At 49.8% G+C, this 22,425-nt stretch carries 22 protein-coding genes and 1 tRNA gene; 7 read left to right on the top strand and 16 right to left on the bottom strand.

All coding sequences use genetic code 11. The features are described from left to right. Positions 1–48: 48 nt before the first annotated feature. Together V6Z81_00505 and V6Z81_00500 are read right to left on the bottom strand one after the other, a co-directional pair. Positions 49–1,107 carry a MaoC family dehydratase gene (locus tag V6Z81_00505; protein MEG9860978.1) on the bottom strand — a complete coding sequence of 353 codons (1,059 nt, stop codon included), beginning with the start codon at positions 1,105–1,107 and terminating at the stop codon, positions 49–51. 3 nt (positions 1,108–1,110) lie between these two features. Further along, complete coding sequence (locus V6Z81_00500) at positions 1,111–2,001, bottom strand: CoA ester lyase (GenBank protein MEG9860977.1); 891 nt, start codon at positions 1,999–2,001, stop codon at positions 1,111–1,113. Positions 2,002–2,361: 360 nt separating this feature from the next. On the opposite strand from V6Z81_00500, the gene V6Z81_00495 reads away from it, so the two are divergent. From V6Z81_00495 to V6Z81_00475, 5 genes are all read left to right on the top strand, one after another. Beyond that, positions 2,362–2,838 carry a hypothetical protein gene (locus tag V6Z81_00495; protein MEG9860976.1) on the top strand — a complete coding sequence of 159 codons (477 nt, stop codon included), beginning with the start codon at positions 2,362–2,364 and terminating at the stop codon, positions 2,836–2,838. A 51-nt stretch (positions 2,839–2,889) separates the two neighbouring features. Then, positions 2,890–3,330, top strand: coding sequence for an ankyrin repeat domain-containing protein (locus V6Z81_00490; protein ID MEG9860975.1), 441 nt, complete (start codon positions 2,890–2,892; stop codon positions 3,328–3,330). A 69-nt stretch (positions 3,331–3,399) separates the two neighbouring features. Next, on the top strand, positions 3,400–3,531 hold the full coding sequence (locus V6Z81_00485; protein ID MEG9860974.1) for a hypothetical protein: 132 nt from the start codon (positions 3,400–3,402) through the stop codon (positions 3,529–3,531). Continuing rightward, positions 3,500–3,853 (top strand): helix-turn-helix transcriptional regulator, encoded by a 354-nt coding sequence (locus V6Z81_00480; protein MEG9860973.1) that lies wholly within the window; start codon positions 3,500–3,502, stop codon positions 3,851–3,853. Before V6Z81_00485 ends, V6Z81_00480 begins: the two co-directional genes overlap by 32 nt. 50 nt (positions 3,854–3,903) lie before the next feature. Further along, entirely contained in the window at positions 3,904–5,127 is a 1,224-nt protein-coding gene (locus tag V6Z81_00475; GenBank protein MEG9860972.1) for an argininosuccinate synthase, read from the top strand. Positions 5,128–5,288: 161 nt separating this feature from the next. Here V6Z81_00475 and V6Z81_00470 read toward each other — a convergent pair whose 3' ends face one another. The 3 genes from V6Z81_00470 to V6Z81_00460 are packed head-to-tail and all read right to left on the bottom strand — an operon-like array spanning position 5,289 to position 7,477. Then, positions 5,289–6,278 carry an aldo/keto reductase gene (locus V6Z81_00470; protein ID MEG9860971.1) on the bottom strand — a complete coding sequence of 330 codons (990 nt, stop codon included), beginning with the start codon at positions 6,276–6,278 and terminating at the stop codon, positions 5,289–5,291. After that, a complete protein-coding gene (gene folD, locus V6Z81_00465) occupies positions 6,278–7,186 on the bottom strand; it encodes a bifunctional methylenetetrahydrofolate dehydrogenase/methenyltetrahydrofolate cyclohydrolase FolD (protein MEG9860970.1) in 909 nt (302 codons plus the stop codon). The genes V6Z81_00470 and folD overlap by 1 nt, the downstream gene beginning before the upstream one ends. Before the next feature lie 3 nt (positions 7,187–7,189). Beyond that, positions 7,190–7,477 carry a YggT family protein gene (locus V6Z81_00460; protein ID MEG9860969.1) on the bottom strand — a complete coding sequence of 96 codons (288 nt, stop codon included), beginning with the start codon at positions 7,475–7,477 and terminating at the stop codon, positions 7,190–7,192. Between the two features lie 211 nt (positions 7,478–7,688). Here V6Z81_00460 and V6Z81_00455 point away from each other — a divergent pair. Then, positions 7,689–7,764: transfer RNA gene (locus V6Z81_00455), tRNA-Ala, on the top strand. Positions 7,765–7,855: 91 nt separating this feature from the next. On the opposite strand, the gene V6Z81_00450 is transcribed toward V6Z81_00455, so the two are convergent. From V6Z81_00450 to V6Z81_00440, 3 genes are read right to left on the bottom strand one after another with little or no spacing between them, the layout of a single operon-like run. After that, a complete protein-coding gene (locus tag V6Z81_00450) occupies positions 7,856–8,305 on the bottom strand; it encodes a hypothetical protein (GenBank protein MEG9860968.1) in 450 nt (149 codons plus the stop codon). Positions 8,306–8,313: 8 nt separating this feature from the next. Further along, complete coding sequence (locus V6Z81_00445) at positions 8,314–8,565, bottom strand: hypothetical protein (protein ID MEG9860967.1); 252 nt, start codon at positions 8,563–8,565, stop codon at positions 8,314–8,316. Positions 8,566–8,600: 35 nt separating this feature from the next. Then, on the bottom strand, positions 8,601–9,710 hold the full coding sequence (locus V6Z81_00440) for a Fic family protein (protein MEG9860966.1): 1,110 nt from the start codon (positions 9,708–9,710) through the stop codon (positions 8,601–8,603). Positions 9,711–9,873: 163 nt separating this feature from the next. Here V6Z81_00440 and V6Z81_00435 point away from each other — a divergent pair, with 163 nt between their 5' ends. Next, entirely contained in the window at positions 9,874–10,077 is a 204-nt protein-coding gene (locus tag V6Z81_00435) for a hypothetical protein (protein MEG9860965.1), read from the top strand. Positions 10,078–10,404: 327 nt separating this feature from the next. On the opposite strand, the gene V6Z81_00430 is transcribed toward V6Z81_00435, so the two are convergent. The 8 genes from V6Z81_00430 to V6Z81_00395 all read right to left on the bottom strand — a co-directional run bounded on the left by V6Z81_00430 (position 10,405) and on the right by V6Z81_00395 (position 22,342). Beyond that, on the bottom strand, positions 10,405–12,933 hold the full coding sequence (locus V6Z81_00430; GenBank protein ID MEG9860964.1) for an alpha/beta hydrolase fold domain-containing protein: 2,529 nt from the start codon (positions 12,931–12,933) through the stop codon (positions 10,405–10,407). 232 nt (positions 12,934–13,165) lie between these two features. Further along, positions 13,166–14,923: an amidohydrolase family protein gene (locus tag V6Z81_00425; GenBank protein ID MEG9860963.1), complete on the bottom strand. Its 1,758-nt coding sequence runs from the start codon at positions 14,921–14,923 to the stop codon at positions 13,166–13,168. A gap of 185 nt (positions 14,924–15,108) precedes the next feature. Further along, positions 15,109–16,827: a heparinase II/III family protein gene (locus tag V6Z81_00420; protein ID MEG9860962.1), complete on the bottom strand. Its 1,719-nt coding sequence runs from the start codon at positions 16,825–16,827 to the stop codon at positions 15,109–15,111. 124 nt (positions 16,828–16,951) lie between these two features. Beyond that, positions 16,952–17,632: a ribulose-phosphate 3-epimerase gene (gene rpe, locus V6Z81_00415; protein ID MEG9860961.1), complete on the bottom strand. Its 681-nt coding sequence runs from the start codon at positions 17,630–17,632 to the stop codon at positions 16,952–16,954. 61 nt (positions 17,633–17,693) lie between these two features. Beyond that, positions 17,694–18,761 (bottom strand): DNA polymerase III subunit delta, encoded by a 1,068-nt coding sequence (gene holA, locus V6Z81_00410; GenBank protein MEG9860960.1) that lies wholly within the window; start codon positions 18,759–18,761, stop codon positions 17,694–17,696. Beyond that, positions 18,758–19,165: an LPS assembly lipoprotein LptE gene (gene lptE, locus V6Z81_00405; protein MEG9860959.1), complete on the bottom strand. Its 408-nt coding sequence runs from the start codon at positions 19,163–19,165 to the stop codon at positions 18,758–18,760. The genes holA and lptE overlap by 4 nt, the downstream gene beginning before the upstream one ends. A gap of 109 nt (positions 19,166–19,274) precedes the next feature. Further along, positions 19,275–21,878, bottom strand: a complete 2,604-nt coding sequence (gene leuS / locus V6Z81_00400) for a leucine--tRNA ligase (GenBank protein ID MEG9860958.1) — start codon at positions 21,876–21,878, stop codon at positions 19,275–19,277. Next, positions 21,875–22,342, bottom strand: coding sequence for a DUF3576 domain-containing protein (locus tag V6Z81_00395; GenBank protein MEG9860957.1), 468 nt, complete (start codon positions 22,340–22,342; stop codon positions 21,875–21,877). Before V6Z81_00395 ends, leuS begins: the two co-directional genes overlap by 4 nt. Positions 22,343–22,425 lie beyond the last annotated feature (83 nt).

Here is a 22,425-nt window from a genome sequence, read left to right as displayed (position 1 = left end):
GCAGAATGCCCAGCCCACGCCAGCCCTATGTGGCGTGCAAGACAGCCGTCAGCGCCGCGGCATCAGGAGCCAATAGTCAAAATCCAGAATGAGACCATCCGTGTCGTCGTCCCGTGCACCCGGATAGTTAGCACAAAGCCGGTTTTTTGTAGCTCTGGTGCACACTCGCAAAGCCCCAATATCAGCGCGGCATTCAAGAGGCGCCTTATCAACTATTTCGCTCCAGGCAAATACCGTATCGCCTGCAAACAAGGGTGCTACATGACGCCCTGCGTTAATAGCAGCGATGTGAAACCCGTTAGATAGACCATTAAAACTCAAAGCCCGTGCCAAAGAAATCACATGGCCACCATAAATCAAACGGCGACCAAACCGGCTATCCTTCTGAGTAAACCCATCAAAATGAACCCGGGCCGTATTTTGATAAAGCCGGGTCGCCAACATATGCTCTGCCTCTTCCACCGTAACGCCATCCCGATGGTCAAACTTCATGCCTGCCTCAAAGTCATCCCACAATTGTGTGCTCCCGGAGGCGCTGGCGTCAAGGCGCTTGTAATCAATGCCTTCCGGCGCACGTAAGTCTGAGGCCGCCACCGCAGCCGGCAGGGTGGGGATGACCGGCTCAGGAGCAGGGGTGTCAGGATTGCGCTTGGCTACCATCACCCAGCGTGCATAATCCAACACAACTTCGCCGTGCTGATTTGTTCCTGTGGTATTCACATAAACGATGCCCGTCTTGCCATTTGTGTTTTCCCTCAAGCCAATAACCGTAGAACGGGCGGTAAGCGTATTACCGGGAAAAACAGGCGTTAAAAAACGCCCCCCCGCATAACCCAGATTGGCTACAGCATTAAGAGAAACATCCGGCACGCTTTTGCCAAACACCACATGAAAGATTAACAAATCATCTAAAGGGGAGACGGAAAAGCCAAGGGATTGTGCAAAAAAATCTGATGACTGTAGCGCAAAACGTGATCCAAAAAGCGCCATATAAAGAGCAGCATCTCCCGTGGTTAGGGTGCGCGGCGTGGCATGAATAATTTCCTGACCCACAGAAAAATCTTCAAAAAAATTGCCCTTGTTCTCTACAGTGCTTTCTACAGTCATGAGTTAGCTCTCTCCTTCAAGAGCAGCGATGGTATCGGCAATAGCAACAATGCGTCGTGCCATGTCAGCGTGGAGCAATTCTACCATACGTCCGTCAACACTCAGCACACCCTTGCCTGCGTTTTCCGGTTTATCAAAAGCTGCCAGTATAGCGCGCGCTTCGGAAACTTCTTGTTCATCGGGTGAAAAAATGCGGTTGCATGTGACGATCTGGCTTGGGTGAATTAATGTCTTGCCATCAAACCCCATATCAGCTCCTTGCTGACAAACTGCCTCAAATCCTGCTTCATCCTTAATATCATTGTAGACACCATCCAAAATGCAAAGACCAGAAGTTCGTGCTGCCAGCAGGCAATGAGACAAAGCCCCTAAAACCGATGTGCGCTCCGGCGTATGGGTGGCCCCTATTTCTTTTACCAAATCATTGGTTCCCATAACGAACACGGAAAGTCGCGCATTTTTGCTTTCGGCTTCATGGGCAATGGCCGCGGCGTTTAGCATGGCGCGGGGGGTTTCCATCATAACCCAAAGTGGCAAGTCGGTCTCTGCACCGACTTGCGTCATGGCATCGCTTGTACGTCTGATATTTTCGGGGGTGTTAATTTTTGGCACTAAAATAGCATCGGGCCTTACAGAGACAGCCATCTCCATATCCGCCGCTCCCCACGGAGTATCAGATCCGTTAATGCGAATGACCACCTCCCGTGCTCCATAGCCCCCCTGACGGACAGTTGCGGCTACCTGATTTCTGGCAGCTTCCTTAGCATCAGGGGCTACGGCATCCTCTAAATCAAGAATGAGCGCATCCGCCGGCAAGCTTCTTGCCTTGTCTAGCGCTCTTTCGTTGGCCCCTGGCATATAAAGCACACTCCGGCGTGGACGGTGATCTGACATAAAATCTCCTTGCTAATATGCCGTTTCCTTGCACCTTATAAAGTCCGTAGGCAAGCCGCAAGAGCGGGGTTGTTCCCCACCTTGCGCTAAGTGGGCTTTTACCTATAGTGGCAAAAGTACACAGAGTAATAAAAGGGTAATTATATACTTTAGTGACCAAACCGTAATAAACCTTGCTTCACCCCGTTTTTACCGGTTTTGAGTATTGGTAATCGCAGTATGCTTCAATCATGTTATTTCTCTAAGGAGCATCTTACATGAGTAAACTTCCGTGGGAGAGTTGCTACTTTGAAGGAAATTTAATCGCCTCTGGCGAACAATCAGCATAAACGTCCCACAATGAGAAGAGGAAAAATATTCATGATTAAAAACAAAACAACGATAGAAGCCGTTTTTATCTCATTATTTCTATTAAGCACGTTGTTGCTATCAAACTCTCCTGCATATTCACAAACACCTACCGAAAAGCTATCTTCCTGCATATTTCATTCTATTAACGAGCAAGAAAAAAACTCGTTGATGAAATGGTTTGTTCTGGCTTTTGCACAACACCCAGAAATTAAAGGGGTGATAACCCCTGTTGATAAAACCCTCATGGGGGCCCTAGGTAAAGATGTTTCGGATTTGCAGACAAGCACTCTAACTAAAAGATGTAAAAAGGAATTCAGAGAATTAGCGAAATCTGTTGGTATACCGGCGGCTTTTGCAATTTCAAATGAAACATTAGGCAAAGTTGCTGGATTTAGCCTTGTAACTCAGAAAGATGTAGTCAAGGAATTGCAACGTTATAAACAGTTGTTGGACTTTGATGTAATTCTTGGAGTTGTAGGATATTAGTATTTTTGAGCTATTGTGAAAATGATAAAATAACTGGCGTTCGGGAATAACATGAAACCAATAACCGCTTTCCTTTGCGTACAGTTTTTACTGGTCTACGCACCAGTTACACTTCATGCACAAGAGGATAATGTGTTACTAAGTGACACATTTTGGAAGACAGCCACCGTGGTCGATGTAGAGGCTGCTCTTGAGGGTGGTGCTACGCCTTTGCATTTTGCGACAGGCTACAGCGAAACACCAGCGGTGGTAAAACTGCTACTGGAACATGGTGCAGATATAGAGGCCCGTTCTGAGGGTGGTTTAACGCCTCTTCATGTAGCGGAAACAGGGAGCAAACACCCAGAGGTATTGGAATCTTTGCTGAAAAATGGTGCCGATCCGCAAGCGAAGGACAAAAAAGGAAAAACACCTTTTGAGCGGGCACAGGACAATGAAGATCTTAAAGACACCGAAGTCTACTGGTTGCTTCAAGAATCCCAGTATCATTGAGACATAGATTGAGGTTTCTAATAATGTAATAGTTTGCTCAAAAGTAACAGAGCAAGAAGGGAACATCAGATGAGAGACGATGACAAAGACGATCTGCCGACGCTGGACGACATGGCGAAATTCGCCCGCGAGGTGATACTGGTTCCCCCCGTGGAGAAACTGGACGACGATGAAAAAGACGAAAAACCAAAAAGCCATTGACAAGGAGATCGGCCACCTGCTCCAGGAGCACCGGGAGGCTCTTGACCTGACATTGAGTCAGGTGGTGGGAAAACTGGGTATAGGAACCTCGCAACTCCATAATTACGAGCATGGCAAGGGAACCATCCCTCTGGACCGGCTTATAAAGATTGCCGGAATTTACGGCGTACCGGTCGGAGACATTCTAGAGCCTGCCATCGGAACGGTGAAGAACCCTCTGACGCCCCAACAGTGGCGGGTCGCCCTGTTGCTTCCGAAACTAACTCCGACGGCCTTAAAACATGTGGCGGGGGTTATACGGACGATGGCGGGTAAGAAGTGAACAGAATGGATTCACTAAAGTATATAATTACCAATAAAAGAGTATAAGCGATGAGTAAAAACGAGCCGATAAAAAAAGTCGTTCTGGCCTATTCCGGAGGGTTAGATACGTCGGTCATTTTGAAGTGGCTCCATGAGACGTATAGGTGCGAGGTAGTAGCATTCACGGCTGATTTGGGGCAAGGAGAAGAGCTCAGGCCTGCCCGCGAGAAAGCCAAAGCCTTAGGGGCCAAAGATATTTTTGTGGAGGATTTACAAGATATCTTTGTGCGCGATTATGTGTTTCCCATGTTTCGGGCCAATGCTCTTTATGAGGGGTCGTATTTGTTGGGAACAGCTATTGCCAGGCCTCTTATTGCGCAGCGTCAGATAGAGATTGCAGTTGAAACCGGCGCAGATGCCGTATGCCATGGCGCTACCGGCAAGGGGAACGACCAAGTGCGGTTTGAGTTGGGCTATTATGCTTGCAATCCGGATATTCGCATTATTTCGCCATGGCGGGAGTGGTCTTTGACCTCCCGTGCGCGGCTTATTGCCTTTGCCGAGCAGCATCAGATTCCTATTGCAAAAGATAAACGTGGCGAAGCGCCGTTTTCCACAGATGCCAATATACTGCATACGTCAAGTGAAGGTAAGGCATTGGAAAATCCGGCAGAGGAATGTCCGGCGTATGTTTATCAGCGCACGGTATCACCGGAAGACGCCCCCGATAAGCCCGCAATAATTGAAATTGACTTTGAGAGAGGAGACCCGGTGGCGGTAGATGGTGTCACCCTTGGACCGGCAGCTCTATTGACGTGCCTTAACGAGTTGGGGGGGAGGCATGGTATTGGACGGTTGGATATTGTAGAGAACCGTTTTGTAGGCATGAAATCGCGGGGTATTTATGAAACGCCGGGGGGAACGGTGCTGCTGGCGGCTCATCGTGGGGTGGAATCCCTCACGTTAGACGGTGGTGCTATGCATTTGAAAGACGAACTCATGCCGCGCTATGCGGAGCTGATTTATAATGGTCTCTGGTTTGCACCGGAGCGTGAGATGTTGCAAGCAGCCATAGATTATGCCTCTGAAATGGTAACGGGACGTGTTCGGGTTAAACTCTACAAAGGGTCAGTTTCTGTTGTTGGGCGGACATCGCCAAACTCGCTTTATGCTGAAGATTATGCCACCTTTGAGGAAGATAGTGTTTATGACCAGAAAGATGCAGAAGGGTTTATCAAACTCAATGCTCTTCGGCTACGCTTGCTTGCCGCTCGCCGGAGAAAGACACCTTAAGTATTGTTTCTGCAAGGCTTTGACGTTGGGGAATGGTAATGGGTTATCCAGATCTTTGGGAGTTTAGAGAAACAGCATCTCCGCACCCACTTGGTTGCAGGAGCGCATTGGATAGATTATGAGCCGTTACAGGGTTCGGATCAGGCGGTCAGCAATCTGCCTTAAACCGCCACAGGAGTGTTCAGGCCCAGCGCATCTATCCGTGCTATAAGAGACGCATCCAGCGGCCCTTGAGCCTCAACAGCGAGGGCATCTTCCAACTCTTGCCGGTTTTTAACACCTAAAACCACCGTATCTACGCCATCCATGGAAAGAGCATACCGGGTAGCCAGACGCGCCGGATCTTCACCAACCTCCTCCGATAAGGCTCTAAAAGAAGCCGCCCGCTCATAATCCGCCCAATCCAGAGATTCAGACGGAATGTCGCGGTCAAAGGAAGCCGTCAGCGCACCTGCCTGCACAATACGTATGCCCATGACTCCGATATCTCGCTTACCGGCCAGCGCTATAATGTCGCGGGGAACAGGTGGCTCTGCGTAGCGCCGCATATCCCCTGGGCTATCCATCAAATTAGCAATGGCCTGAACAGCACTTGGCGCACGCTCATAGGTTAGGGCCTGTTGAATAGAGTCAGGCTGCCCCACACCCGTAATGCCCCATGCTCCTGCCATGCCCTTCTCGACCAAACGTTCCATTGTGGGCACAATAGTGTCCGTATAAAGACTCCAGTCAACCGCCATACGATGCTTAAGTTCAGGAGAGCGGGCATAAACATATCCATCAGGACAAATGTTGGAATGAAGAAAAAATAAATCTACCTGCTCCACACCCATAGTTTTTATAGATCGCGCCAAAGAGGTCTCCAGACGTGTCCGCGCTTCGTCCGGCTCTATCATACCTACAAAACATTTTGTGGAAATCCGCACCCCTTTCGGCAAATGCCCCCCAAACGTCTCTCCAACAATCCGTTCCGCTTCCCCTCGTCCGTACATAGGGGCTACATCAAGCAGAGTAATGCCGCGCTCCACTGCAAGGCGTGTTGTGGCAATAGCTTCTTCGCGGGTAGTCTCACCCCATGCTTGTGCAATACCGCCACCGCCCAATGTCAGAGCACTGACAGGCCAAAGATTTCCAAACTGACGCTGCTGCATTATAAAAAAACCTCCGAGGCTATTGTGTCAGGTAAAGTAATATCATGTTGCTTACAAGTTGCGGCAAGGGTATTACGCAACAAACATGCAATCGTCATGGGACCGACGCCTCCCGGCACCGGCGTTATAGCACCGGCGATATGGACGGCTTCATCAAAGGCAACGTCTCCCACAAGACGTCCCTTCTCACCATCAGGCACAGGTACCCTATTGATGCCTACATCAATGATTGTTGAGCCGGGTTTAATCCAATCACCACGTACCATCTCTGCTTGTCCGGTAGCAGCTATAAGAATATCCGCCGTCTGCGCTAACGCCGATAAGTTACGGGTGCGGGAGTGAGAGAGCGTAACGGTGCAATTATCCTCCACAAGCAACGTCGCCAAAGGTCGCCCTACAAGAACAGAGCGGCCTATAATAAGGGCATGAGCACCGCTCATATCTCCCAGATAATCCCGCAGAAGAATACGACACCCCAAAGGGGTACACGGTATCATGGCTGCCTGTCCGCCCGCTAAAAATCCGGCATTAAAAGGATGAAGACCATCCACGTCTTTTTCAGGTGCTATGGTTTCTATCACCCGCCGCCAAGATATAGACGCAGGTAAAGGGAGCTGAGTTAAAATGCCGTGAACCGCAGAATCATTGTTGAGTTCACGCACGGTTTGGATAATGATGGCCTCCGATGTATTAGCAGGGAACCGCTTTTCAAAGGACATCATGCCGGCTTGCTGCGTACGTCGTATTTTGTTGCGCACATAAACCTGACTAGCCGGATCATCCCCCACCAATACCGCCGCAAGACCCGGAATAACATTATGCGCCTCGCGCATGATTGACACCGCACGCGTTACAGCATTCTGCAACGTTTCAGCGCGGCTCTTGCCGTCAATAATACACGCCGACATTATTCAATACAGAGAGCCAAAGAACTCCCACAGGAGATTTTGCACAAAGAATAAACCTAAAATCAAAACAACAGGCGATAGGTCAATTCCCCCCATATCAGGCAACAGGTTACGGATAGGGCGCAATGCAGGCTCTGTTAGCCGGTTCAGAGTATAAATCACCGTGTAAACAAATCGATTGCTGGTATTAATAACATTAAACGCTACCAGCCAACTCATAACGGCACTGATAATAACCACCCATATATAAAGTTGGATAATTTGGCTGATAAGGATAAGAAGAGACTGCATGTTAAAAACCTGTATGGCATACAGCAGGAGGGATAAGCCCTCTCACGTTGTTTTCTGGTGCACCTTATGTGTATCCCTATGTCGGTTGGAGCGCAAGTCTGACATAGAAAAGGCGAGTATGTCGCCCAGTATATAGATTGACAGAAATTGGTGTATTTTCCACAATGGTCTACTTTCTGTTTGATTGGTGTAATAGCAGGGGAAGACGTAGGGGGCCGTAGCTCAGTTGGGAGAGCGCAGCGTTCGCAATGCTGAGGTCAGGGGTTCGATTCCCCTCGGCTCCACCACCTAAGAAACAAAGCCGTTGTCGTTTATAGCTAAGAATTAGAATTTACTATTAAGAACTAGAATTTTACCATTAAGGATTAGAATCCATATTCACTCACTGTTACAAAATGGAATCGAGCCGTGCTTAATGGCATATTCCAAGATTAACTTACGCTCTAGGTAACGAATAAAGGGGTCCAGACAATGTTCTTCCTCAAGCTCAGGTGAAAAACTAGCAACGTAAATATTGTCAAGATTACCAGAGAATTTTCGAAAAAATTTTTTACCCGGATTGTGATTTGTTTTTCCGTTTTTAGCTGCTCTGAAAAACTGCTTCAACCGTGTGTGAATATCCCTCGTCGTTTCACCAACGCACAGTATTTCTTTCGCATTATAATCTGCCGTTCCTTCTGGTTTATGAACAAATCGCGCAATAATATAAACCCCTGGTTGGTTTCTATGAGGATTGTTTTTTACATCATCCCGTGCGTACCATTCAGAAAATTCAATCTTCGGTATTCGAATACCAAAATATCCGTGCGAAGTATCTACGTTAGCCATCGTTTGCTTCAAGATACCTGAGGCAGAGTGAGGATGAAAGAGGAGACAATATGCGGGGCAACAATGAAAGCCAGACCGCCCAAAACTCCCGTATAGAGGACCAGTTCAAATACTGCTATAGCGACACACCACCAAAAAAGCGCATTCCTGATGGTATCTGTGGTGACGCCCAGAGTTTCCCGCGCTCCCTCGGTTGATACACAATATCGGCCTTCAGATACGAGGTTATTAATATACTCCTGTGCATAGTTTTTTCTCATCGAGTCGCCCTCTTTTAGATAATATTTTTGTATCTTCAGGACCTTTTTTTATCATGCTCCTGCAGATTATCGTCTCCTGATACGCTTACGAACAAGGCTACCAAAGGTTCGTTGATGTAATAATTATTCCGCCCCTCTCTCACCTCTTGAACAAAGCCCTTGGTGGCTAATTGTTTCAGACGGCTGGCGGCAGTGTTGTAGTGGACCCTCAAATCTCGCGCGACAGGAGCTATGCGCGTATAGGGATGGCGAAACAGATTGTTTAACAATTCCTGCGTGTAGAGTCCTTCTTCACGCAAGCGAATCTTAGTCTGGCGCATCAAATCACGTATGCCTTCCACCAAACGCAGGGTGGAGAATGCCGTTTCCGTCACTGCATCAAGCATATAGATAACCCATTCTTGCCATACGCCTTCGTTGCGCACTGCCCGCAATAGAAGGTAGTAATCGGGTTTGGTGTGGTTAATGGCGCGGCTTAAATATAAAATGGGCGCATCCAGCAAACCTGCGTGGGTCAGATACAACACATTCAGCATCCGCCCTACCCGTCCGTTACCGTCTGGGAAGGGGTGTATACTTTCAAATTGATGATGGATGAGCGCCATGCGGATGAGCGGGTCCAGATCGTCCGGTTCTGCGTTAATGAAGGCTTCCAAATCGCGCATCAGCCGCACAATATCTTGTGCATCTTGCGGCGGCGTATAGACCGTTTCCCCCCGCGCATTGCGTAGCACCGTGCCGGGCGTTGTGCGATATCCGTCATTGCGCTGTTTGAGGATGCGAAACATCTCAATCAACATGTTCTCGCTGATAAAACCGTTTTCGCACCATGAGTTATAACCTAGTTTCATGGCATCACGGTAGCGGGTGACCTCTTTGGCTTCCACGGGGCCTGTATCAGCGAATAGGTCCGCCCGAAATACTTCGTCTTGGGTAGTTACTATATTTTCAATCTCGGAGCTGGCCAGCGCTTCCTGCAAGAACAGCGTATCAATTAGAATGTTCTGATTGGGGAGGGTCAAAGCCTTGCCTTTCAACTCCCCCAAAGCTCGATTTGCCGCCGCCAGCGCCTTGTAAACCTCCACCGTTTCAAGGTTAACCTGCGGTGGCAGAGCTTTTAACTGTTGTGCGTACGACGTGTTCATTGCTTTTCTCTCTGTAACAAAATTGAGTCAAACTTGTGTCTATTGACGATCATTGTAACAAAAAATGGCAAAATTTGTGACAATTATTTTGATTGGCACAATTTTTGTATGTGTTGATGGTATTGGCATAAAAAAACGGCGAAACTTGTGATGATTCTCATGGTTGACACAAATTTTGGGCGTTCTGCCTCCTATCGCTGAAGATGCGTGGATTCATCACACCCATAGACCTTTTCCGATGGTCGCGCAGGCAGGCGCAGATTTCGGCCCGTACCTCGGCGAGATCTATTTCTTCCTCTTCATCAAAGGTATCGACGGCGCACAGAATGTTGAGGTTATAGCCGTTCTCGGCAAAGGTCGACTATAGATCTTGAAGAAGAAATCGTAGTGGCTTCATGAAGTAGGGCTTGCTTTCAACAGCCCCTCGCTGGTATAGCCGTCAAAATGAGCACCTAGTAGTGTATATAATGTTCTCCAAGAAAATTAGGCCTCAAGTATATAATTTCCCAAAAAGCCGTTGCAAAACGGAAACGTGCCAAACAACCAAGGGCTAATTAGCTAACTTATTGGTTTATATAACAAATGGCCGGAAATTTTCTAATTCTTAATGCGCAAAAAGACCCAGATAAAACCGGATGCTGTGCCAAATTCTAATTCTTAATAGTAACGTTTCGTGAATATGGTGTGCCAGATTCTAATCCTTAGGTGTAAACTCACAGCCGTAATAATTATTGGCGGCAACCTGATCGCATATCATCCGATAGGCGCCGACACCACCGACATAGGCAAGGAACATACGCGGTTTGCCCGGCATATTGGCCCCCATATACCAGCTATCGGCTTTCGGGAATAAGGTCATACTGGCGAGGTGCGCAGTGTGTTCTGCCCATTCGCACTCGGCCGCATCGCTCGGCTCAATCGCCGTCTTGCCGTTTTCGCGCATCCAGCCAATGCAATCGGTCACCCAATTGACATGCTGCTCAATCGATACCAGCATATTAGACAGCACAGACGGGCTTGATGGGCCGGTAATGGTGAACAGATTGGGGAAGCCGTGAATGGCAATACCTAGGTAAGAGCGTGGCCCGTTAATCCACGCATCAACCAGACGCCTCCCACCGCGACCACGAATATCGACCTGTAGCAGCGCACCGGTCATGGCGTCAAAACCGGTGGCATAAACAATTGCATCAAATTCGCGCAATCCATCGCTGGTTTTGATGCCCGTTTCGGTAAACATCTCAATCGGCGTGCGCTGCAAATTAACCAGAGAGACATTGTCGCGATTATAGGTCTCGTAATAATTCGTATCGATACAGGGTCGCTTGGTGCCGTAAGGATAGGCTTTCGGCGTCAAATCCTCCGCCGTTTGTTTGTCTTTCACGGTCGCGCGAATGCGGTCGCCGATAAACTCCGACACTTCATTATTGGCCTCTTCATTAACCAGTATATCGGAGAAGGTGGACGATAGACCGGTTAGCAGCCCGCCATCCCAGGCTTGCTCAAAGCGCCGCCGACGTTCTTCTTCCGGCACGTCCATGGTACGCTCCGGCATGCGCTCCGGATTGACAATACCGGCCGGGGTCCGGCGCTGCTCTTGCCGGTAAGCATCATAATTAGTCTTCATCGTATCAATCTCGGAATTGATCAAAGGTCGGTTATGCGCCGGTGTCGAATAGGCAGCGGTGCGCTGATAAACCACCAGTTCTTCCGCTTCTTCGGCAATCAGCGGGATAGACTGCACGGCTGACGAACCAGTGCCGATTACGGCCACACGCTTGCCGGTAAAATCTACCCCTTCTTTCGGCCACAGGCCGGTTCTATAGGTCTCGCCTTTAAATCTGTCACGACCGGCAATATCGGGCGTTTTGGCAGCTGATAAAACGCCAGAGGCCATCACTAAAAAGCGTGCCCGCACCCGCTTGCCGCACTCAGTAGTGACCAGCCATTCATTATTGTCATCGTCAAAATGTGCGCTGGTGACACGCATGTTGAAAGAAATATCACGCTTTAAGTCAAACCGGTCGGCGACATGTTGTGCATAGCGCAGTAACTCGGGTTGCGGCGAATATTTTTCCGACCACACCCAGTCCTGTTCCAGCTCTTTCGAAAAAGAAAAAGAGTAAGCCATGCTTTCAATATCAACCCGGGCGCCGGGATAGCAGTTCCAGTACCAGGTGCCGCCAACATCTTCGCCTGCCTCAAACACTTTCACTGACAAGCCCATTTCGCGCAGTTTGTGCAATTGATACATACCGGAAAAGCCGGCTCCGACCACCACCGCATCAACCATCTCGACCGGTGCCATATGACGTGCGATTTCGTGGGTTGCCCAATCCATCGCCTCAAAGCCGACCGGTAGCGCATCCGGCATGGCGAAAAAGCCATGCATTTGCCTTTCAAAACATTTGTAAGCAACTAGCCTACCAGCTTCATCCAGCTTATCGGCATAGGCTTTGCCTTCATCAACCAGAATGTCGAACTCTGCCGTCAGCACAATAGCCGGTGCGACATCCGCCAGATTACCCGCCAAGAGGGGCGAGGCTTCGGGCTCCAGACGTTGTTTTTCATCGGCATATTGATCCCAGAAATGGCTCATCAACTCAGCCGTCAGGAACAGTTGTTTATCCTCATGGGTAAAGCTGTCGGTTTGCATCCGCCCATCCGTCACCGGATAAATCAATAGCTGCAAGTCGATTTTCGGGCCATTTTCAGCGGCGGTTTTTTGCGCCATGACGGCCGATAAATTGCCGCCCGCGCTATCGCCGGCCACAATCAGCGGCAGATTGTCAGCACCGATTTTTGTGCGGTTATCTTCCACCCAATTCAAGGCCGCATAGCAATCCCGCATCGGCACCGGATATTTGTGCTCCGGGCTTTTTCGGTAATCGATCATCACCACAATGGCGTTGTTTTTTTCGGCTAGATGACGACCGACCAAATCATAATCGTCAATATTACCGATCACCCAGCCGCCGCCATGATAGTAAATCATTACGGCTTGCGCTTCATCGGCCGGGCGCAAAATACGGCCGCGAATTTCGCCGCCCTCAACGACAATGGAAATGTCTTCGCTACTGACGCTTTCAGGCCCTGGTGGCATAGAACGGTAAATCTCAGCAAAAACCAGCCGCGCCTCATCGGCGCTCAGCGTATTCAGCGGTGGCACTTCATTGAGCGCCATATTGGCCAGCATCGACGTTGTCGCAAAATCCAGTTTCATCGGTACCTTCCTAAATAGCTTTCAATAGGTTAGCGAGTCGGGGCCCAGACAACAAGGGGGCAATTCACGCTCTTGATGTTGCGTCGGCTCTTAAGGCTAGTGATGGAGAGGGCGGAAATTGGGGAAAGCCTAGAGAAAGAATATGAAAAAGGGGGTTTATATACAGAAGTGCCCGAATTAGATACTTGGAGTTGGTGGGGGGTCTTCTGAATCTCTCAAGGCTGGTAGCGCGTCACGCGACACGCCTATGCTCGTTGGTTACTGATTGTGCACCGCGAACAAGTTTTCCGGGAGTAGCCCCGGTCCATTCGCCATCTTCATATGTTACGATCCCTGATACAATCGCGTATTTGTAGCCATCGGCCTGTTGCATCAATCGACCGCTTTTGTGAGGCAGGTCGCGCACCATTTGCGGCGCGTGCAGCGTCAGACCATGATAATCGATAACGTTGATGTCTGCCTTATATCCTGATTGCAGTAAGCCGCGATCCAAAAGACCCACCGCGGCAGCGGTATCGTGACTGTGCCACTTAACGGCTTTTTCTATGGGCAATTTTGCTCCGCGCGTTCGGTCCCGTGTCCAAAACGTTAGCATATGCGTCGTGAAGCTCGCGTCACAAATTGATCCAAGATGTGCCCCTCCATCCCCGAGACCAAGAACAGTATTCTTGTGCTGCATCATTTCAAGACTCGGCTCCAGAGAGCCTTGTGCATAATTTAGAAATGGGAAGTATAGCATCGCGTGGCCGTCATGCTTGAGCATTTCGTAGAAAGCAAGCTCAGAGGCGCGAAGGCCTTGGCGTACGGCCCGGGCACCGATGCTCTGGTCAATTTCCTGTTCATAGTCGGGTTGTTCACCGAGGATAAACATACGATTGAAATTGATGAATATTCGGAGCCCTTCCGGGAAATCACCTGCCTCAAATTCTTCCAGAATTTGAGAGCGGGTTTCCGCTTGGCGCAGGCGCGATACTTTTTCCGCCAGTGGCAAGTTTGCAAATGAACGATAGGTTGGGCACCCTACAAATGGGTTCAGGGTAACATCAAACCCCAGCATGATCCCTACAGGTCGACCGGCAACCTGACCGCGTACCTCAAGGCCTTCATCATTTGACACTGAGAGCCAGCTCAGCAGATTCCGCCAACCATCAGGGTTTATGTCACTTTGTGCCAGAGATACAGACAGAGGGCGACCAGACTCACGCGCTACGTTTTGTAGCATCGCCATTTCCTGCTTCGGATCGTCAAAATCGGACACGAATTGCAGGACACCTTTGTTCTTCTCCTTGAGCGCCATCGCGATCCCCGACAGCTCATCCTCACTCGCTTTCAGTGACGGCGTTGGATTGCCATCGCTTGTGCGGTGATTGATGGTGCGCGATGTTGAAAACCCGACCGCTCCGGCTTCAACGGCTTCAGCTGCGATCTTTGCCATTGTCTCGATATCATCTGGCGTCGCTTTTTCCAGACGTTCGGCTCGATCACCCATCACATAAAGACGTAATGCCCCATGCGGCAGTTGTGCGGCTATATCAATGTCATAATTGCGCATATCAACCGCATCTAGGTATTCAGGAAATGATTTCCAGTTCCAGGGTAAGCCCTCATCCAATACGACGCCTGGAATATCTTCCACACCTTCCATCAGCTTGATTAGACGCTTATGGTCTTCGGGCTTGCAGGGCGCAAAACCAACACCGCAATTTCCCATCACAGCCGTCGTTACACCATGCCAGGATGAAGGTGCAAGACATTGATCCCACAACACCTGACCATCATAATGTGTATGGATGTCAACAAAGCCCGGTGTCACCAGATAGCCTGTCACATCTAGCTCACGTTTTGCAACACCATATACCTCACCGACCTGAGCGATTACGCCATCACAAATAGCTACATCACCAACATAAGGTGGAACACCTGTGCCATCGACAATATTGCCGCCACGCAAAACCAAATCCCATTGATGTTCGTTCACAAGCACCTCCATTATATCTCTGCGGTACTTAAAGCTGGCAAGCCCCGCAGTCCTCGCTGAGATGAAATCTTAAGGAATTATATACTTAAGTCCCCCCAAAAAACCGTTGTAAAGTGGGAGCGGGTCGAATGAGCAGGAGCTAATTTACTAACCTATTGATTTATAGCACAAATAGCCGGAACTTTTATCATTCTTAGTCAAAATTGAGCGTTTTTGTTTTTTTTCAGGTCGGGTTCTCCAAAATCAAGTGAAAATTGACAACCATCCTGTTCAGAAGAGGCTGATACGACCTTATCAAAAGGTCTTCGCTCCAGCTTCTGAAACATCCATTTTATAATTATCTGCGTGTCTGACTGTATGTTAGAGAGCGTCTTGCTTGTGACGACAATCTGGTGGGTTCGACGAATGTGTTCCCCCGCACCCTCCCCCACATAAACACCACCTTCCAGAGTTATAGCAATAGGAACCTCCCCACACCGCGCAATAAAACGCCACCCCATCCCATGCTCCGGTGCAATCAATACCGATTGCCCACCCGCAGCCAAAGACGCCCGACATGACGGATGCACATGAAACCGGATAGTAAAAGGCACCGCCTCTCCCTTAACCGAACGCCCGCTTCTCTGAACACTACTGCTTAGTATATCCTGCCCCCGTAAACTGTCACCCTCAGACGTTAGAAAGAGTCTTCGCCTATGTACTACCCCACCCCTAACCCGGGTAGCATCTGTCCATACTCCTGTCTCATCTTGATGAAACAAACACTCCGCCGGGCGAGACCGTCTCGTGACCGCACCCCTAAACGCAAACCGTCCAACGCCCATAGAGCCAAGACCTGTGGACTGAGTATTCATGGTCAACGTAGAAAGAGCCGAGGGCAACCACATGGCCTCAGCCCACTTATGACCAAAAAAAGACGTATTTCCGCAATTCACGATAATTCGGTCAGTTCCGGCGCTCATTTCAAACGCCAGACGTGGCACTACAGCGGGCACCTGTTTGGAAGCCACCTCACCAGATCCGGTTTCTACCAGAACCACAGTCTCACCACCTTGTAGACGTTGATACCCTGCCCATGGTGCAAAACCGGAAGACGGTATCTGCGACCCGTTCCCCTGAGGAAGAACAGCCTTAATTTCATCTGCCCAACATTCATTGCCACCCTGAAAGACCGCCAATCGCCCATCACTATGGAGAAAAAATTGCACCATAAGACTCAAACGCCTGATAGATTCTTTCAAAAATTCAGGCGATGTGCGCCCCGCAAGCGCAAAGGCTTTCTCTATAGACACGAGATCAAGAAGTACGTCTAAATGAAGCGCCGGATTACGACTAGCATGAACCCCATCGGGCAAGATTTGCCCCTGCAATTCACGTTTCATCAAATCTAATCCGATGGGAATCCTCTTAGCTCCTCCCGACAAACACAATCCCGACAACACAACTCCCATCGCTGCTGTCAATCGAGGAAGACCACTAGGTGCACCATTGGCAACCCGCGTAAGATGTCGCGCCTGCTGTCCCATAGAACGAATAACTTTGGAGCGATAAACCATCTCTGTATTTTGAATCAAAAGATGCGTATGGGTGAACCACGATAGCAATCTCCGACCTATGATATGGGGTTCCCACGCCACCGCTTCCCATCGGCCACACCGATCTACCCAATCACTAACACAGTGTCGTGCAATCACCCGTGCCTTATCACTATCGGCAGTGGCGCAATGAGTAAGCCAGTTAAACCCGTTCAGGCTTTCTGCCCATAATCTATCTGGTGGTCTTACAGAAAACGGTGATTGCCCTTGCGTATCAACCCGCCCTCCGGGCAAAAGATAAACCCCCCTCACAATAGACTCTGCAATATCTGCTTGTCCCGACCGAAGACTGGGCGGGCCGGTTATGCCTAAATCGGGCATCGGTCCTGCCAGAGTCAAATTGTAAAGCCTGCTCCCATACAGCCGATTCCCCCAAACAAGGATAAGCCTACTTATCAGGCGAGGCCACACGCCCAGAACTCCGTCTTATAGCTTGGGGCAAGCATCACCCCGCTCGTAACCCCATTGGTGATCGCAACGCCTTAATGTTGCTCTCATAAGACTCAGCCCCCCCCTGAAACACCGCCGTACCCGCAACCAACGTTGTAGCCCCCGCCCCAATAACCAGATGGGCATTCTGAACGGTCACGCCACCATCTACCTGTAGGTCAATATCCCGACCCGAGGCTTTTATTATCTTTGACAATTTTTCAATTTTTCCAATCTGACTCCCCAAAAAAGTCTGCCCCCCAAACCCCGGATTGACACTCATCACCAAAACCAAGTCTATCATGTCCAGCATGGGCATCACACACTCCACAGAGGTTCCTGGATTAAGAGACACCCCAGCACGACATCCCGTAGCCTTAATGAGTTGTAGCGTACGATGCGCGTGACGGCTGGCCTCCGGATGAAACGTAATACTATCCGCCCCTGCCTCAACAAAAGGCACGATGAAATTATCCACGGGGCTTATCATCAAATGCACATCAAAAGGTTTTTGTGAACACGGCCGTATAGCCTTCATAACCCCCGGGCCTATGGTGAGATTGGGCACATAATGCCCATCCATAATATCCATGTGAATAATGTCTGCACCAGCGGCATCCAATGCACGCACCTCCTCGCCCAGCTGAGAAAAATCGGCAGCCAGAATAGAGGGAGATATTTTAACCGATGCTACCATTCTACGCAGACTTAACAGTTTGCTTCCCACAGCGCAAGAAATCTTAGGATGTACGCCCTGTTTATCCCCTTTTTTGGGCAGCAAGCGCAAAATTGGCAATGGTGACAAGAACCTGTCCGCACAAAGCCTGAGTGGGCGTACCGGTGCGGCGACAATCCGCATCAGCTTGAGTGATAAGAGCCAGTGCTCTATCCAAACGAGCACGAGACCACCGCCCCATTTGCCGCGCCACAGAAGGAGCACGGGTAAAATGCACTGGCGGGCGCAATGATTTTATAGTCACAGCGGGAGGTGTGCCCTTTTCAGCCCTCACAGCAATATAATGTAACCGTCGCAAATGCTCCGAAACGGAAGCCAACACAGCAACAGGATTTGTGCCAGCCATAAAAGCCCTATCCAAAGAGGGACCCAAAGCCGCTGCGTTTCCCTCGGCGGTAGCATCCGCAATAGCATCCAACCGCCACACTGATGTGTCGCCTACAACCGTTTGGGCATCTTCCAAACTCACCCAAGCCTCCTCTGCCCCCTCTCCAGAACCACCCCCCATATAAAGCACAAGTTTTTCCACCTCGCGGCGAGTCACCCCTCGGTCTGAGCCCAAGTGAGTGATTAAATAATCCAGCGCCTCTGGCTCTATAACAAGAGAATGCTCCTTTAATATACCCCGCACCAACTGCCCCAACGTCTGGCTGTCATCGTTGTAACAAGGCAGCACTACAGCATCACCTGCTTTTTCTGCGGCCTTACGCAAACCCGAAGACGGTGCTAAATCCCCCGCTTCCACAACAACAAAAGCACTCTCATCTGATTCAGAAACAGGCCGTTTTAATAACGCCGCTACCTGCTCTGCCGTACGCCTGCCACCATGTCTCACCCACACCACACGACGCCCACCGGTCATAGACAATGACAATGCTTCATCTACAAGACGTGCGGGGTCTTTTTCTAAATCCCCCTCCGTTAAGGTAGCAACCTGAAACGGATCATCCACATTACCCGCAACCGCCCGCACTAAATGACTGGCCCTATCATGAGCCAAACCTCTGTCTGGACCATAAACTAACGCTAGACGAACACCCGCACAGGGTGATTTCAAAAAGCGCTGCATATCACTGCGGTTTAGTTTCATGAAGTATCTTCCTCACTTTTGCTGAAATAAAGAGCAAGGCGGGTAGCGATACTATCCGCTACAGTTTCCGCTGCCCGCATTTCAGCAGATTGAGCGGCAGCAATATTGGCAAAGTCAGAATCAAATCGGTTGTATCCCGCAACGGCTCTATTATTACTGCGATAAAGATACTGGCCCGTGCCCGCATCCGCCAGTGTGTAATAGGCCTCAACGACAACGTTACGGCGGCTCACATCGGCATCTTGTTGGAGCAGAACATCCTCCTCCCATTGGTTTATAGCTATATCCAGCACATAATCCTGAGAGGCTACCGCCTTACCCTCTGCCGACAAACCATACAACAAACGACGCTGCACCAGAAACCCTGTTCGGGTGGAGGGCGCTTTCACCTCAACAGACGCCATCTGTTGCGCCAGCGAGGGCACCCCACTTCCCCGGTCTCCATAAAGAGGCTGAAAGCCGCAGCCCGTCGATAACACAAAAACACCGCACAAGAAACTCCCGTGCAATATTTTAGACCACAATGTTGACAATCCTGTCCGGCACCACAATAAGATTGCGTATTTCTCTGCCATCAACAATTTTCTCCACCTTGTCACACGCCAACGCCTCTTGTGCTATGTGGTCTTGCGAAGCACCTCGCACTACAGTGATTTCACTACGACGCTTACCGTTCACCTGAACCGCCATGGTCACCATATTATCTACCAGCAGACTGTCATCAACAATCGGCCACGGCAACAAAGCCACCAGTGTATCATGTCCCAAGGCCCGCCACGCACTTTCAGCCAAGTGAGGCATGGCAGGAGCCGTAATCTTTACCAAAAACTCCAAAGCCTCCCGCCGCACCCATGCAGCCCCTGCACCTTGCTCCTGAAACCCCGCAACATCATTGACCAACTCATAAATATGAGCAACGGCGCGATTAAACCGCAACCTTTCCAACTCATCCGTCACTGCCGCCACAATACGATGAACAGCACGACGCATTTCAGCCGCCTCACCCTCCAGTGCTGGCATGGGGCTCTCAGGTGGACATAAATCATCACCCGCCGCTTCTACCAGACGCCAAAAACGTCTGCGAAAGCGCGCTGCTCCCTCTATACCCGCCTCGGTCCAATAGACATCTCGCTCCGGTGGTGAATCAGACAACATAAACCATCGCGCTACATCTGCACCATAACGAGCAACTACAACATCCGGATTGACAATATTGCTTCTGGATTTTGACATTTTTTCTGATGGTCCCACGGTCACTTCTGTCTTGGGATCATCACTAAAAAAAACCTTACCCTCGCGACGAACAACATCGTCAGGTTCAACAAAACGTCCATCCGCCGTTTGATACGTCTCGTGGCAGACCATGCCCTGAGTAAACAAACCCTCAAAAGGCTCATCCAGCGTTACATGGCCCGTCTCTTTCATGGCGCGCGTGAAATAACGCGAATAAAGAAGATGCAAAATAGCGTGCTCAATACCGCCAATATATTGGTCTACAGGAAGCCAGTAGTTAACCGCCTCGGTGTCTGTGGGAGTATCAGATTGAGGGGCACAAAAGCGGGCAAAGTACCACGATGAATCCACAAATGTATCAAGCGTATCAGTTTCGCGCGTAGCCTCAACTCCACAGCGGGAACACAGCACATTTTTCCATGTGGGATGATTCTCCAACGGATTGCCCGGCTCATCAAATGAAACATCATCCGGCAACTGCACTGGCAAATCCTCACGAGACACTGGAACGATACCGCACACCTCACAATGAATAATAGGAATAGGACAACCCCAATAACGCTGACGGGAAACCCCCCAGTCCCGCAAGCGATAATGAATGGTCCGCCAGCCACATCCTGTATCTTCCATACGACAGGCAATTTCTTCTCTGCCCTCCTCAGGGGTCATGCCCTCTAAAAAAGCCGAGTGTCGCAACACCCCAACACCCGTAAACGCCTCATCTCCGATAGCAAAACTGTCCGGGTTTTCCCCCTCAGGAATAACCACCGGCAAGACCGGCAAATTATATTTGTGCGCAAATTCTAAATCTCGTTGGTCATGCGCCGGACACCCAAAAATAGCACCCGTTCCATAATCCATCAGTACAAAATTGGCCACATAAACCGGCAATGCCTGAGCCTCATTAAAAGGATGACTCGCTACAACACCTGTATCAAACCCCTTCTTTTCCATAATACTCCGGGAAACCTCGCTCGTATCCTGACTTTTACACGAGGTTATAAAATCCCGTAGCCCAGAATTACCCTGCGCCAAACGCACCGCCAACGGATGATCCGGCGCTATAGCACAAAAGCTTGCTCCAAAAATCGTATCATGTCGGGTGGTATATATCTCGAGAACATCTTCTTCACTCCCGCCATCAGGTGGCACGTTGGACAAAACAAAGCGCATGGTCAGACCCTCAGATCGACCAATCCAGTTCTCCTGCATGACACGTACTTTTTCCGGCCACCGCTTTAGACCGTCAAGACTTGTCAGCAACGACTCGCCCGCTTTTGTAATCGCCAAAAACCATTGCGCCAGAGAACGGCGCTCAACCACCGCACCGGAGCGCCAGCCACGCCCGTCTATGACCTGCTCATTGGCTAGTACCGTACGCTCTACCGGATCCCAATTAACATCACGAACGCCCCGATAAACAAGACCCCGATCTAGAAAATCCAAAAACAACGACTGCTGATGGCGATAATAAGACACATTACACGTAGTAATCTCTCTGTCCCAGTTCAAAGACAATCCCAACGCTTTCATCTGAACACGCATAGATTCAATATTGGTCTTAGTCCATTGAGCCGGATGAACACTCTTATTTATAGCCGCATTTTCAGCGGGTAACCCAAAGGCATCCCACCCCATGGGATGCAACACATTAAACCCCCGTGCGCGCCTGAAACGTGCAACAACATCGCCCATTGTGTAATTACGCACATGGCCCATGTGAAGCCGCCCTGATGGATAGGGAAACATCTCCAACACATAATATTTAGGCCGGGGATCATTCGGAGTACCGGGCTTAAAGGCATCTGCCGCCTCCCAGGCGCTCTGCCAATGGGCCTCACTATTGCTAATATCAATATGGCCTGATGTGTCGGCGTCCGTCAATTGTCTTTATCGGCCTCCGCCTCAACCCGTAACGTCCTAGCGCGCCGTAGGATAATATTTTCTAACTCCGTCACGGTTTCCTGAGAAACAACCGCTTCGCCCCACCCCGAACCCGGCGCAGTGCGAATCTGGCGAAGGAGTGTCACCCTCAGCGCGCTTGACTGCAATTGGTTGCTTAATATGTAGGCCATGATTTTGAACCGCTCATTTTCATTATCAGGCAGCCTATACCACTTGGTGATAACCACACCGCTTGAGCGTTCAGCAGAAGATAGGGGTGCAAAAGATAACGTTTTCAGCGTCGCATCCCATAAAAATACATTGGCTCGGCCCTGACCCTCACCATATTCTGGATACGTCGTTTCCCGAGAGGCCCCTCCACACGCCCCCAAGAGTGCTACAGCAACAAGACATACGGCCACGCTGAGAGATGGCCCAAAAGAGAGACGGAAAAACCACGCCATAATTACAGAAGATCAACGGTTATTAATGAAGGGAAGACGAGAAAATCATTTAATGTTGTTTTAAGTATATTGTGTTGCCGCAA

It is taken from the genome of Parvularculales bacterium, from assembly GCA_036881865.1.
Lineage (GTDB): Bacteria > Pseudomonadota > Alphaproteobacteria > JAPOUT01 > JBAJNM01 > JBAJNM01.
The sequence above is the reverse complement of the archived record's forward strand: the minus strand, read 5'-3'. Positions and strand labels throughout refer to the sequence as shown.

Coding starts and splice junctions, on each gene's coding strand:
- V6Z81_00505 (MEG9860978.1), bottom strand. CDS start 1,107: ATGACTGTAGAAAGCACTGTAGAGAACAAGGGCAATTTTTTTGAAGAT.
- V6Z81_00500 (MEG9860977.1), bottom strand. CDS start 2,001: ATGTCAGATCACCGTCCACGCCGGAGTGTGCTTTATATGCCAGGGGCC.
- V6Z81_00495 (MEG9860976.1), top strand. CDS start 2,362: ATGATTAAAAACAAAACAACGATAGAAGCCGTTTTTATCTCATTATTT.
- V6Z81_00490 (MEG9860975.1), top strand. CDS start 2,890: ATGAAACCAATAACCGCTTTCCTTTGCGTACAGTTTTTACTGGTCTAC.
- V6Z81_00485 (MEG9860974.1), top strand. CDS start 3,400: ATGAGAGACGATGACAAAGACGATCTGCCGACGCTGGACGACATGGCG.
- V6Z81_00480 (MEG9860973.1), top strand. CDS start 3,500: ATGAAAAAGACGAAAAACCAAAAAGCCATTGACAAGGAGATCGGCCAC.
- V6Z81_00475 (MEG9860972.1), top strand. CDS start 3,904: ATGAGTAAAAACGAGCCGATAAAAAAAGTCGTTCTGGCCTATTCCGGA.
- V6Z81_00470 (MEG9860971.1), bottom strand. CDS start 6,278: ATGCAGCAGCGTCAGTTTGGAAATCTTTGGCCTGTCAGTGCTCTGACA.
- folD (MEG9860970.1), bottom strand. CDS start 7,186: ATGTCGGCGTGTATTATTGACGGCAAGAGCCGCGCTGAAACGTTGCAG.
- V6Z81_00460 (MEG9860969.1), bottom strand. CDS start 7,477: ATGCAGTCTCTTCTTATCCTTATCAGCCAAATTATCCAACTTTATATA.
- V6Z81_00450 (MEG9860968.1), bottom strand. CDS start 8,305: ATGGCTAACGTAGATACTTCGCACGGATATTTTGGTATTCGAATACCG.
- V6Z81_00445 (MEG9860967.1), bottom strand. CDS start 8,565: ATGAGAAAAAACTATGCACAGGAGTATATTAATAACCTCGTATCTGAA.
- V6Z81_00440 (MEG9860966.1), bottom strand. CDS start 9,710: ATGAACACGTCGTACGCACAACAGTTAAAAGCTCTGCCACCGCAGGTT.
- V6Z81_00430 (MEG9860964.1), bottom strand. CDS start 12,933: ATGAAACTGGATTTTGCGACAACGTCGATGCTGGCCAATATGGCGCTC.
- V6Z81_00425 (MEG9860963.1), bottom strand. CDS start 14,923: ATGGAGGTGCTTGTGAACGAACATCAATGGGATTTGGTTTTGCGTGGC.
- V6Z81_00420 (MEG9860962.1), bottom strand. CDS start 16,827: ATGCCCGATTTAGGCATAACCGGCCCGCCCAGTCTTCGGTCGGGACAA.
- rpe (MEG9860961.1), bottom strand. CDS start 17,632: ATGGTAGCATCGGTTAAAATATCTCCCTCTATTCTGGCTGCCGATTTT.
- holA (MEG9860960.1), bottom strand. CDS start 18,761: ATGAAACTAAACCGCAGTGATATGCAGCGCTTTTTGAAATCACCCTGT.
- lptE (MEG9860959.1), bottom strand. CDS start 19,165: ATGGCGTCTGTTGAGGTGAAAGCGCCCTCCACCCGAACAGGGTTTCTG.
- V6Z81_00395 (MEG9860957.1), bottom strand. CDS start 22,342: ATGGCGTGGTTTTTCCGTCTCTCTTTTGGGCCATCTCTCAGCGTGGCC.